Source organism: Holophagaceae bacterium (assembly GCA_016720465.1).
In the GTDB taxonomy this organism is placed as follows: Bacteria; Acidobacteriota; Holophagae; order Holophagales; family Holophagaceae; genus JANXPB01.
In genome coordinates, this window is record JADKKO010000004.1 from 1,411,966 (window position 1) to 1,424,279 (window position 12,314).

Genomic DNA, 12,314 nt, shown 5'->3' on the forward strand with positions numbered 1-12,314 from the left:
GGAAGGGATTTGCGGATTCAAAATCTGATTCTGCCCGCGCGCGGCCCTCGAGGCGGCGGAATGAAGGCAAGCTTGTTGAGGAGATCCTAATGCGACCGATTGTTGTTCAGCTCCGGCACTCCCGGGCGATTCCCGGCCTGGTTCCCGTCGCGGCCCTGGTGCTGCTGGGCGGTGTGGCCTGCGACCGTCCCAAAGCTCCGGTCGCGCGCGTGGGAGCGATCTGGATCGGCCAGCCCGAATGGGCGGCCTACCTGAAGGAGAATCCGGGTGGCAGCCTGGCGGGCCTGGTCAGGCAGGAGCTGGCTTTCCAGCTCACCGAGAAGAGAGGATTCCTCAAAGGCACGGAGCTGCAGGATTACGTGCAGATCACGCGCCGCACGGCCCTGGCGCAGGCCTACCTTGCCGCCCAACCGGGCCACGGCAATTTCTCCGAATCCCAGGCCAAGGAAGCCTTCATGGCTTCCGGCGAATCCCGCCGGGTTTCCCACCTCCTGTGCACTTCCCAGGCGGAGGCGCAGGCCGCTTTGCAGCGGGTGGCCGCCGGCGAAACCTTCGAGGCGGTGGCTTCAGCGGTGTCGAAGGACCCATCCGCCAAACAGAACAAGGGGGACCTGGGCTGGATCAAGCGGGAACAGATGGTGGCTCCGTTTGCCGCCGCCGTGTTCGCTGCGAAGCCAGGCTCGTTGTGCGGACCCTTTCAGAGCGAATTCGGATGGCACGTCGCCCGGGTGCATGAGGTGCGCCCCGCCGATCCCGCCGAATTCGAGAGGTCCAAGGCAAGCCTGATGGCCGGGATGCAGCAATCCCTCGAGGCCCAGCGGCGCCCCGAGGCCCTGAAGGCTTTGCGGACGGAATATCCGCTCACCGCGGACAAGGCCGTATTGGACCTCGACCGCACGACGGCCATCGCGCCCGGGGACGAGAATCGGCAGGCCGGGCGCGTTACGGACAAAATCATCTCCTTGCGGGAACTGAAGCTCTTCATCTCGGAAAATATGAAGATGTCCGGGGCTTCCCACGGCCTGGGCCCCGAAACCAAGGGCCAGTTCATGGAGATCCTGGCCGATGATTACCGGCTGTCCGCCGCCGCCGAGAAGCAGGGAATCGAGCGTCGGCCGGAGGTCAAAGCCGCCATCTGGATGGGGCAGCGGAGGGTCGCCTATGCCGCGTTCTCGAAAAACTACCTGGGCGGCTTCAAGGTGCCCGAGGCCGAATTGAATTCCCACTACGCCGCAAATAAAGAGCGTTTTAGAGGCATTGGAGCCGTGAAGCTGCATCTTTTGGTGGCGGACCAGTCCGAAACCATCGACCGGGCGGTGAAGGAAGCCCAGGGTGGAACCCCCTGGAACCGCTTATTCGACAAGTACGCCAACAAGACCGCCACGGGCCAATGGGATGCGGGCTGGCTGGAAGTCGCGAGCCTGCTGAAACTGCTTCCCAAGGACGCGGTCCGGGCCATGCTCCAGAGCCCCGAGGGCACCCTCATCGGTCCCGTTCCGGGGCCGGATGGGTTCATGCTCTTCCGGTTGCTGGGGCGCAAGCCCGGAGAGGTCCTGCCCTTCCAGGAATGCCGCGAAGCGGTCCAGTCGGACTACCTGAAAGAGCGCGGCGCCGCGCTGGTGGATGCCTACCTGGATTCCGATGCGCGCAAGGAAATCAAGGTCCAGGAGCACGCCAAGAACGCGGTGATCCAGAAGGCCCCCTGATCTCTTTGAGGGTGAGCCTTTACTGAACCGTAAAACGCTACTAAGTATCAAGGCTCCACGGATTCGCCAGCCGGCAGCCTATTTATGGCAGTCCGCGCAACCCGATATTTTTTTCAGGCTGGGCTTGTCCGAAAAATGCGGGTTGTGGCAGGAGAGGCAGTTCAATTGGGTTCCTGAGTACTTGTTGACGATCCCTCCCGAGGGGTGGTTGGCCAGGGGGTGGTTCGCGGACTTGTCCTTGTGGCATCCCAGGCAAAGGCTGTAGATCTCGCCCCGGGGGAAGCCTTTTTCCGCGCCGCCATGGGAGGTGTGGCAGACGGGGCACTGCCCTTCCATGACCGGCTTGTGCTTCGAGACGGCGCGCTCCGCTTCGGTCCTGAGTCCCTCATGGCATTTAAGGCAGAGGTCCTTGGGATTCGCCGCCAGCAACGCTGCCCGGTCCGAGGCATGGGGAGCGTGGCAGGCCATGCACTGGCCCTTGGCGACCGGCGGATGGGGATGGGCCATCTGCGCGGCAGCGGCCACATTCTTGTGGCACGTGAAACATAGGCCAGGCGCGGGTGTGTTGAGGCCGAAGGGCTTCGGGGCGGCAGGCCCGGACGGCGCGTGGCAGGTGCTGCATGCCCCCGCCGCCACTGGCTGGTGCGCCGTCTGCTTGAGCATTCCGCCATGGTTCGAGCCGTGGGGGTCGTGGCAGGTGATGCACTGCCCGGCGCTGACGGGATAGCCCTTGTGGGGAGCCTGGAGATCTTTCACATCGTGGCAGGTGACGCACAGCTCCTGGGGCGGACTCAACAATCCTTTGGGGAGCTTCCCGGCATGGTGCTCGTGGCAGGACAGGCACTCTCCCGCCGCGGCGGGAGCGTGGGGATGCTTGGCTTGCACGGCCGCTGCGATGGCCGGGTGGCAGGTCAGGCACAAGGCGCCGCCGGGCTTGGCCAGAAGCGCTTTGTTTCCGGAATAATGCGGGGCGTGGCATTGCCTGCAACCATTCTCCTGGAAGGGTTTGTGGATCCATCCACCCTTGGGCGCGGCCGGGGCCTCGTGGCAGGCCAGGCAGACCTCGCTCTTCGGCAGATTGAGGAGTTTTTCGTTCCTGGACGCATGCGGACGATGGCATGCGAAGCATTCCCCGCTCTTGAATGGATCGTGCTGCACGCTTCCCTCGGGAGCCTTCAGGGAATCGTGGCAAGTGATGCAGAGGGCCGGGGGATTCTCGGTCAGGACGATTCCGCCCTTGGCATCCGGGGCCGCGTGGCAGGCGTCGCAGCCTTCCGTGAAGGGCGGGTGGGCCCCCTCGAGGATCAGCGCTTTCTTCGTGGAACTGTGGGGCTCGTGGCATCCCGCACAGTCGGCCTTGGACAGCGTGGCGCCCTGATGTTTTTTCTCCAGCTCCTTGTCGGCCAGGTCGTGGCAGGCGGCGCAGGCCTCCTTGATGGAGGGGGCGCTCAGCAGCGCGGGGCCTTTGCCCGCATGGGGATCGTGGCAGGCGCTGCATTCGCCGGATTCCACCGGAGCATGCACCTTCTGGAAGCTGTCCTTGCGTTCGTGGCAGCCGTAGCAGAGATCCGGCTGGGTCTTTTTCAGCAGTTTGGGCAGGTCGCTGCCGTGGGGGTCGTGGCAGGCCAGGCAAGCTCCCTTGCCCGCCGCGGGCCGGTGGACCGCGCCCCCGGCGCCCAGGCCCTTGTGGCAGTTCAGGCACAGGGTCTCGGTGCCTTCCTTGAGGAGCTTCGGGTTGTCCGAGCCGTGGGGCGCGTGGCAGGCGCTGCACTGCCCCTTCTGGATGGGTGCGTGGAGGACTTTTTTCTCGACGATGCTCTTGTGGCACCCGGCGCAGACCAGGGCTTGGCTGGCCTTGAGCAGGGCGGGTTCGGCCGAGGAATGGGGCGTGTGGCAGGCCGCGCATTTCCCCTCCTTCACCGGGGGGTGGGGCACGGCCCCCTGGGCGGTCTTGGCGTGGCAGCTCTGGCAGAGGGTCGAGGCCTCCTGCTTCAGGACAGGAGCGGCCTTGCCCGCGTGGGCTTCGTGGCAGGCCATGCAGTCGCCCCGGGAGGCGGGAGCATGGCGGGTCTTCCCGTCCAGCAGGCCTTCGTGGCAGGAGAGGCAGAGCTTCTCGGCGGGCAGCGCCAGCAGCTTCGGGTTCGTGGAATCGTGGGGCCTGTGGCAATCCAGGCAGGCGCCGGCCTGGAAAGGGGGATGGACGGAAGCGCCGCCGGCATTCTCATGGCAGGTGCCGCAGAGGTTTTGAACGGGCGCCACCAGCAGCCCCTTGGTGTCCGAAGCATGGGGCGTGTGGCAACTGAGGCATTGGCCTTCCTTGGCAGGCTCGTGCACATGGCCTTTGCCTGGCGTCGAGTCGTGGCAGGTGGTGCACAGGGCCGGGGGCTGGTCGCTGAGGCCAGCCTTCCCGTTCACCGCGGGGGTGTGGCAGTTCGAACAAGCATTGCCCTGGAAGGGACTGTGCTCCACGTCCCTGAGCATCCCCTTGCCCTTCGAGCCGTGGGGATTGTGGCAGGAAACGCAGGACGCAGGTTCCAGCGCCATGCCCGCGTGGGAGGCCGCCAGCGGAGACGCCTCGTGGCAGGCCACGCAGAGCTCGGCGGGCTTGGACTTCAGCAGGTGGTCGGAGGCGGAAGGATGCGGGCCATGGCAGTTGAGGCAGGATTCCACGGCCGCCGCGTGCGGGTGGGCCAGGGCCAGGCGGTCCTTGATGGGCGCGTGGCAGGACAGGCAGAGCTGCTGGGGCTCCTGGCGCAGCAGGTGCTTCCGGCCGCTGTCGTGGGGGGCATGGCAGGCCCCGCACTCCCCGCCGGCCGGAAAGCGATGGCTCTCCCTTTCGCCTTCAACGGGTCCTGCCGCCTTGTGGCAGATGACGCACAGCGCCCGGCCGCCCCCGGCGTGGAGGATGTTGGTGTTGGCGGTTCCGTGGGCCTTGTGGCACCACTGGCAACGCCCTTTCCGCAAGGGCTCGTGGGCCGTGGGCGATTGCTGTAGCGCTCCCGCGGCGGCATGGCAGGCTGCGCATTTCTTGTCCGCGGCGCCCAGCGCGGAGGCACCGAAAGCGCCCGCGAAAAACAGGGCCAACAACATGGCTGGGCGGATCGGTTGTCGGAGGCGGAATCTCATGGGCCCACATGTTCTAGCTTGAGGTGGCTCCCAGGAACAAATGAGCCGTTTTTGGCCGGCACGCGGTGGGGGACCGCAGCGGTTCCTGAGGGGATGGCTCGAGTGTATTCAAACGGCGAGTCCATGGACATCAATCTCCGGATGTCCCGATGTAGGCGGGTTCCCCTGGATCCGTACCGGCAGCGGGCCCCGCTTGAAAAACATCGTTCATGGTCCTGAGCAGGGATCCAGCCAGGGATCCGTGGACCGCGACGCCTGGCCGATGTTCCTCCATGAACCTGGTGATCTCATCGGCTGGCACGGGCTTGCTGAACAGATAGCCCTGGGCGTCGCTGCAGAGGCGGTCGCGGAGGAACTCGAGCTGGCCCTGGGTTTCGACCCCCTCCGCGATGATCTGGAGGTTCAGGCTCGAACCCATCGCGATGATGGCCGTGGCGATGGCGGCGTCGGTGGCATTCCACTCCACGTCATGGACGAAGGATTTGTCTATTTTCAGGGCGCTCACGGAGAACCTTTTCAGGTGGGCGAGGGACGAATAGCCCGTTCCGAAGTCATCGATGGAGATCCTTATGCCGTCAGCGTTGAAGGCCTTGAGGACATTTTCCGCCAGGTCGGGATTCTGCATCAGGACGCTCTCGGTGATCTCGAACTCCAGGGACCTCGGATCCATGCCCGTCTCCGAGAGCAGCCGCCGGACCGTGTCCACGAAGCTGGCCTGCTGGAGCTGGTAGCCGGACAGGTTCACTGCGATGGTGACCGGGGGCAGGCTGCTGGCAGCCCAGCGCAGATGCTGTTCTGCGACACTGCGCAGCACCCATTCCCCCAGGGGGAGGATCAGCCCGGTTTCCTCCGCCAGGGGGATGAATTCGTCGGGCGGGAGCAGGCCGAATTCGGGGTGTTCCCAGCGGACCAGGGCTTCCAGTCCGGAGATCTGGCCGGTGCCCGTATTGAGCTTGGGCTGGTAGTAGACGCGGAACTCGCCCCGCTCGATGCCCCTCCTCAGGTGGTTCATGAGCAGCAGCCGCCTACCTGCGTTTTCATCCATCCGGGCATTGTAGAACTGGTGGTTGTTCCGGCCCCGGCGCTTGGCGTGGTACATGGCGATATCCGCCTTCTCCATCAGGGCTTCCGGTTCCACCGAGTCGTTGGGATGGACACTGATGCCGATGCTCGCCGTGACGTAGAGTTCATGCGAACCGATGAAAAACGGCTTGGACAGGGCTTTCAGCAGCTTCGCCGCCAGGACCCCGGCATCCTTCGCGGCGGTGAGATTCAAGAGGACGATGATGAACTCGTCGCCGCCGACGCGGGAAATGGCGTCCACCTCCCGGATGCAGGCCTTCAAGCGGCCCCCGACCGCCGCCAGCAATTCATCGCCGACCGCGTGCCCGAGGGTGTCGTTGATCAGCTTGAACCGGTCGAGGTCCAGGAACAGCACGGCGGCATGCTTCCTCAACCGGTTCGCCAGGGCGACCGCGTTCTCGACGCGCTCCTTGAGGCTGGCGCGGTTGGGCAGGCCCGTCAGCGGATCGCAGTGGGCGAGCTGGTAGAGCTGTTTTTCCGTGGCCTTCCGCTGCGTGGTGTCGCGGCAGATGAACCAGACCAGCGACGGGTTTCCATCCTTGAACGTGCAGGCGATGTTGCCCTCGACGGACAGGACCGCGCCGTCCTTGGCGAGAAGGTCCCCTTCGAAACCCGCATCCTTCTCTCCGGACAGCGCCCGGCGGAATTCAAGCAGGCAGTGGGACCGCATCTGGACGGCGATCAGGTCATAGAAGGGCAGGGATCCCAGTTCCTCGATGGAATAACCCATGTTTTCCCGCCACACCGGGTTCACATGCTGGAAATAGCCCTCCGGGGTGACGCTGAAAATCAGGTCGTTGGCGGTATCCACGAAATTCTGCAGCCGCTCCTGGCTGTCGCCTAGGGCCAGGTATTCCTCCCGGATCACCGACATGAGATAGGCCGAGATGATGGCCACAGCGGAGTTGAGCAGGGCGACCCAGAACCAGGTGAGGCTCAGGTAGAGTCCATCCTTGGAGAGCCCGGAAGGCACGAACGGCATGGGGATCACGGGCAGGACCTTCGTGTAATACCCCAGCAGCAGGAGGCCATACACGGCGCCGCCCACGGCGCCCACCAACCAGACATCGCTCTGCCTGGGGAGCAGGAAGGCCGCCTCGATGGTCGCGATGAGGTAGACGGGCCAGAACCAACTGGCGGCCCCGCCGCTGAAATGCACCAGGATGGTGATGAAGAAAAGGTCGAGGATGATCTGGAGATGGTCGATCAGGGGAATCTTGCTGATGGTGCTGTAGGCGGTGTGCAGGAGGAAGTTATAGAAAATGACGCTGCCGACCGAGACCAGGAGGAATCCAACCTGCGAGCCGGTCAGGAAAAAGCCGAACTCGCTGAACATGAACCGGCAACCCGCCAGAAGGCCGTAAAGGCTCAAGAATCCCAGCAGCAGCCAACGGGTGCCCGCCACCAGATGGGCCCGCCAGGCCGCATCTGCCCACCTGATCGAATCGAGTCCCGGCATGAACGGCGGCGGGTCGACATCGCGGGCAGAGAGCCCGGACCAGCCCCTTCCTGGTCCCTCCGAGGATGTCATTCCCACTCCTTCTGCGCTTCTGGCGAACTCAACTGTGCCAGTATCCCCGATGGATGGGCGGATTTGGCGGTGATTGCCATCACAGGTTGCAATTATTAAATATTTTTAATAATTAATTCAATACAACCATCAATTACTCGAAATAGTCCAAATTATTGAAGCTGGATTCCACTTTCTGGAAATTGGATCATTGTGGATATCAAAAATATTTTATAAATAAAGAAAATAATATACTTAATATCAATCAATTTTTTGGCTTAAAGCCTGCTTGAGTATTCGACCTATTCGTTTCTGTACCCCCGTATTTTGCAAAAAAAAGTGTTTCAACCTCCTTTCCATGAGCTGGGATAGCCATGCTTTGTGCCAGATCGGTTCCCCGGGAAATCAATTTCCGCGAAATAAAGCCATCAAACGGCACCTTCCGGACCGATGTTTGGGGTGGAGATCAGCAGGGCCATCTCCTGTCCAGGCAGGATCAGGAGTTGTATCAGAAAAAACACGCTTTCCGCCTGAGCGGCCGGGTGCTGGACGCATCGGCCTGCACCCCGTGCCAGCGCACATCCCTCGCCTCGCTGCCCCTGAGCAGCGGGCGAAGGTTCGATTCCAGATCTGTCGTTTCCATAGGAGGTTTCCCATGAGCCGCAACCACCTCGCGATGCTGTTGTTCCTGGCCTGCACCGGGCTGTCCGCGGCCCCTCCCCCCCTCGGGATCGTGGGCACCGCCCATGACCTCAGCAGCACCGGCCTGAACCGGGTCACGGGCGCGACCAATGTCTGCATCTTCTGCCACGCGACCCACTCCAGCGCCTCCACGGTGCAGCAGCTCATCCCCCACTGGAACCGCGCCACCACATCCACCACCTTCCAGATGTACAACTTCAATACCAGCCAGACCCTCAAGGGTTCCGTGGACAACCAGCCGACCGGCATCTCCCTGGCATGCCTCTCATGCCACGACGGGACCATCGCCATGGGCGCTTTGATCAACGCCCCCATCGAAGGCGGCCAGGACACCTACACCGCGATCGCCGGAGGCGTCAGCAACGCCAGCGGCAGGCTGACCGGAGCGAATGTGGTGGGTCCGAATCTCACGGGCGACCACCCGGTGTCCATCACCTACCAGGACAACCTGAATACCGGCCTGAAAGTCGCCACTACCCTCACCGGCGTCAAGCTCTATCCCAACAATTCCACCGGGAGCAAGGTCCACTGCGGTTCCTGCCATGATGTCCACAATTACGGCACCATCGGGGCCACGGCGCCCTTCCTGCGGGTGACCATGGTCAACTCGGCCCTCTGCGTGGCCTGCCATAAAATGTAATTATATACATAAAGACTATTATAATATCATTATTTGACTTAAATTTGAAAAATTGAAACGGACCATCAATCTTTCGGTTTCACATCCAGATCGAAGAGGTGGCGCGCGGCTTCGGCCCTATCCAGGCGGCGGCCCGGGTCCGGTTCATCCTTCATGGCTTCGGTGGGCCGCCTCAGCAGCGATTTGACCATGGCCTGGGCCATGAGGCGGATCTTCTCCCGGTCCTCTTTGGCGATATGGGTCATCTTCTCGAGTTGGCGGTCGAAATCAGCTTCGCGGATGGATTCGAATTTCTGGCGCAGCGAAGCGACCGTCGGCACCACGGCCAGGGAGCCGAACCAGGCCAGGAATTCCTCGAGTTCCTCTTCCAGGATTTCCAAGGCGGGGCCGAGCTCCTTCTGCCGCTCCTGGCGGTTCCGCTCGGCGATCTCCTGCAGGTCGTCCACAGCGTAGAGAAAAGCGTTGTTAAGGTCGGAGACGCGCGGGTCCACATTGCGCGGGATGCCCAGGTCCAGGAAGAACAGGGGCTGCCCGCGGCGTTGCGCGACGGCCGCCTTGGCGGCCTCGAAGGAGATCACGGGCGTGGTGGAGGAGGTGGCGGAGACCACGATATCCGCGTGGGCCAGCCGGGATTCGAGCTGGTCCCATGGCACGGCCTTCCCGCCCCGCTTGCAGAGTTCGTCGGCACGGGTGAAGGTCCGGTTGGTGACCTCGATGTGGGTGGCGCCCCGGGCCAGGAGCAGGTCGAAGAAGATCGAGGAGGTCTCCCCCGCGCCGAGGATCAGGAATTTGCGGGGGGCCAGGTTCTCGTAGATCTTTTCCGACAACTCCATGGCGACGCCGGGAATCGAAATGGGCTTCGAGCTGAGTCCGGTTTCGGAACGGACCCGCTTGCCCGTTTCGAGGGCCTTCTGGAACAGCCGGTGCAGCACCGACCGGGTCGCGCCGGCGCTGGAAGCCAGGCGGAAGGCCTCCCGGACCTGGCCGATGATCTGGTGCTCGCCGAGGGCCAGGGACTCCATGCCGGAAGTGACCCGGAGCAGGTGCCGGGCGGCGTCCGTGCCGGAACACCGGTACCCGTAGCCATTCACTTCTGCCCGCGGGATGCCATGGTAGTTGGCTACGAATTCCGTGACGGCTTCGGCGGGATCCGCGCCCGCGAGGGCCACTCCTGCGACCCCGTAGATCTCGCTGCGGTTGCAGGTGGAGATGATGACGCCCTCGGACAGCAGGCCTTCCTTCCGCATTTGGGAAAGGGCCTCCCGCACTTTTTCCGGAGAGAAGGCGAGCCGCTCCCGGAGCTCGACCGGGGTCTGGTGGAAGTCCCAGCCGACCAGGACCAGCGGAGATTCCGTCACGGCGGTCATTGGAACGTGTGCCCTTGGGAGATGAACAGGTTCACCACCGAATAGGAGAACAGCAGCAGGAAAAAGCCTGCGATGGACAGGATGGCGTTCTTCTTCCCGCCCCCTGCGCGCCCCGGGAAAAGGGTGAACAGATAGACGCCGATGATCAGGAACGTGAACAGCACTTTGGGATCCCAGTAGGTGCCCCAGTGCTGCTTGGCCCAGATGAGGCCGAGCACCGTCGCGACCGACAGCGCGCAAACGCCGATCAGGACCGAGGTCCGCTGGAGCTGGGACAGGACATCCAGGGCCGGCAGCTTGGAGAACAGCAGGCCGATGCGGCGGCGGCGCAGTTGCTGGTTCTGGATCAGATAGAGCTGGGCCAGGACGAAGGCGAGCGTCAGCGCGGCGTAGCCGAAGATGGCCAAGGTCACATGCATGGCGAAGAGGGCGCCGGAGCGGCTGGGATCGCTGATCACCGTGGGGCCCGGGTGGGTGACCAGGGAGATCGAGAGGAAGAAGATTGCGAGGGGGATGAGGAAAGGGCCCGTGGAGCTTTCGCGGTGCCGCACCAGAAGGATCCCGTAGGAGGCCGCGATCATCCAGGCGAAGAGCGACATGGAGGAGGGCAGGTCCCGGTAGGGCACGGAGTGGATGGCGCGCCCCCCGATTTCCAGGGCGGCGAAGTGGACGAGGAATCCCAGCGCCAGCAGCGCGGTGGTGGCGGTGCCGAAAATCGGCCTGTCCCGCCTCAGGTGGGCGATGGAAAAGGCTTCGGCGGCCAGATAAAGGGTCAGCGCGATGGCGCTCAAGGCAGTCAGTCCCAACATGAAAACCATCTTAGCCCAAACCGTATGCGCATTTAGTCACAGGAGGCGGCCACCTGCTCCACTGTGAGCGCGTCCACCAGGCCATGGCAGCCATAGAGCGCGGGCAACACCTTTTCCGCCGGGTACTGCTTCCGCAGGCGGGCCACCAGCTCGGTGCCGAAACGATAGGCCGGAAGGTACATCCGGCCCAGCAGAGGGTGGCGTCCCCAAGCGCCCGAGAGCTTGTCGGCGCGTTCCTCCGAGACCAGGAATTCGCTGCGGAGGGTCTTCGCCACGGCCTTCTGCTTCATGTCCTCCTGCCAAGTGAGGAAGGAGGAATGGTTCTTGGCGTCGTCCTGAAGCAGTGCGAGCAGCAGCCCGATCTGCAGGTCCCGGTCCGGCAGGTCGTGGATCTCCGTCACGCCGTAGGCGATGAGGATCCCGTTGTTGGCGATCCCCTCGAACAGCGCGGCGGGGCGCGTGTTCATGGTCAGGATCGAGGCTTCGAGGCCGACCTTGCGCCGTTGATACAGGTTCTGGAGGTAGGCGAAAGTCGTCACGTGGCCCGGCACAACTTCATGGCTCACGAGCTGCTGGAACTCTGGGATGGAGATCTGGAGCGCGGCGTTCAATTCATAGGTGGCTTCGTATTCCGGCGAGCCATCGGGCTTGCGGGCGCGGCCCAGGTAGTTCATGGAGCCCGAGAACCAGGCGTTCTCGATGGGCAGGAAGGCCACGTTCGCGCGGGGGATGTCCCTCAGCGCCTTCGGCAGATGGGGCGACAGGTTGCGGACCGAAAGGGCGTCGTATTGCGCGATGAAGGCGGCGCCGAGGGCCGGGATCGCTTTCGATGGGACGAGCCGGGCTTTCCGCCACGCATCCACGCCTTTGAGCAGGTCGCCGCCGTGGCCGGCCGAGGCCAGCAGCTCCGCCAGGAGCTGGCGCTTCGAAACCGGGTCCGAGGGTTCCGGTGCCTTGCCCGTGAGCGTCCTGACGCAGCGGTCGTAGGGCACGGGTTCGCCCTTGCCGAGGATCTCCATGGCCAGGTCCCACATCACCTCGAAACACTCGGCCAGGCCGAGCAGGTAGGAGCTTCGGAGTCCTTTCATCTTTCCAGCGCCGGCGGCCACGTTCCCGATGGCGCCATGGACATCCACCGCCTTCAGGTATTTCTCGATCGCCGCGAGGTCCGGGACCTTCGCCGAGACGCCGCCGGATGCGCGCACCTGCGCGGCCGAAGGATGGGTGTAGGCCAGCGGCATCGGTTCATCCGAGAACCAGGAATCCGCGATGAACCGCCCGGTGCCGGAGGGGTTCATCACATCGCCCCCCCACAGCGTATCGATGCCAAGGATGGCGTTGGCGATATTCGTATCGAGTGGCGTGGACATG

7 protein-coding genes are annotated in these 12,314 nt (G+C 63.6%); 2 read left to right on the forward strand and 5 right to left on the reverse strand.

The features are described 5' to 3' along the window. Positions 1-89 precede the first annotated feature (89 nt). A complete protein-coding gene (locus tag IPQ13_13515) occupies positions 90-1,706 on the forward strand; it encodes a peptidyl-prolyl cis-trans isomerase (GenBank protein ID MBL0211909.1) in 1,617 nt (538 codons plus the stop codon). 78 nt (positions 1,707-1,784) lie between these two features. On the opposite strand, the gene IPQ13_13520 is transcribed toward IPQ13_13515, so the two are convergent. Further along, positions 1,785-4,832: a hypothetical protein gene (locus IPQ13_13520; GenBank protein ID MBL0211910.1), complete on the reverse strand. Its 3,048-nt coding sequence runs from the start codon at positions 4,830-4,832 to the stop codon at positions 1,785-1,787. Between the two features lie 130 nt (positions 4,833-4,962). After that, on the reverse strand, positions 4,963-7,446 hold the full coding sequence (locus IPQ13_13525; protein MBL0211911.1) for an EAL domain-containing protein: 2,484 nt from the start codon (positions 7,444-7,446) through the stop codon (positions 4,963-4,965). Positions 7,447-8,080: 634 nt separating this feature from the next. Between IPQ13_13525 and IPQ13_13530 the strand changes: the two genes are divergently transcribed. Then, complete coding sequence (locus IPQ13_13530) at positions 8,081-8,767, forward strand: hypothetical protein (GenBank protein ID MBL0211912.1); 687 nt, start codon at positions 8,081-8,083, stop codon at positions 8,765-8,767. 65 nt (positions 8,768-8,832) lie between these two features. Here the strand turns inward: IPQ13_13530 and IPQ13_13535 are convergent, their stop codons facing one another. Genes IPQ13_13535 through IPQ13_13545 form a run of 3 tightly spaced genes read right to left on the reverse strand, consistent with a single transcriptional unit; the run spans position 8,833 to position 12,313 of the window. Next, positions 8,833-10,125 carry a glutamyl-tRNA reductase gene (locus tag IPQ13_13535; GenBank protein MBL0211913.1) on the reverse strand — a complete coding sequence of 431 codons (1,293 nt, stop codon included), beginning with the start codon at positions 10,123-10,125 and terminating at the stop codon, positions 8,833-8,835. A gap of 5 nt (positions 10,126-10,130) precedes the next feature. Further along, positions 10,131-10,943 (reverse strand): cytochrome c biogenesis protein CcsA, encoded by an 813-nt coding sequence (gene ccsA, locus IPQ13_13540; protein MBL0211914.1) that lies wholly within the window; start codon positions 10,941-10,943, stop codon positions 10,131-10,133. A 32-nt stretch (positions 10,944-10,975) separates the two neighbouring features. Beyond that, positions 10,976-12,313: a hypothetical protein gene (locus IPQ13_13545; GenBank protein MBL0211915.1), complete on the reverse strand. Its 1,338-nt coding sequence runs from the start codon at positions 12,311-12,313 to the stop codon at positions 10,976-10,978. Between the last annotated feature and the right edge of the window lies 1 nt (position 12,314).

Excerpts from the sequence above, each read along its gene's own strand:
- IPQ13_13530 (MBL0211912.1), top strand. The coding sequence starts at position 8,081 with ATGAGCCGCAACCACCTCGCGATGCTGTTGTTCCTGGCCTGCACCGGG.
- IPQ13_13515 (MBL0211909.1), top strand. The coding sequence starts at position 90 with ATGCGACCGATTGTTGTTCAGCTCCGGCACTCCCGGGCGATTCCCGGC.
- IPQ13_13525 (MBL0211911.1), bottom strand. The coding sequence starts at position 7,446 with ATGACATCCTCGGAGGGACCAGGAAGGGGCTGGTCCGGGCTCTCTGCC.
- ccsA (MBL0211914.1), bottom strand. The coding sequence starts at position 10,943 with ATGTTGGGACTGACTGCCTTGAGCGCCATCGCGCTGACCCTTTATCTG.
- IPQ13_13520 (MBL0211910.1), bottom strand. The coding sequence starts at position 4,832 with ATGAGATTCCGCCTCCGACAACCGATCCGCCCAGCCATGTTGTTGGCC.
- IPQ13_13545 (MBL0211915.1), bottom strand. The coding sequence starts at position 12,313 with ATGTCCACGCCACTCGATACGAATATCGCCAACGCCATCCTTGGCATC.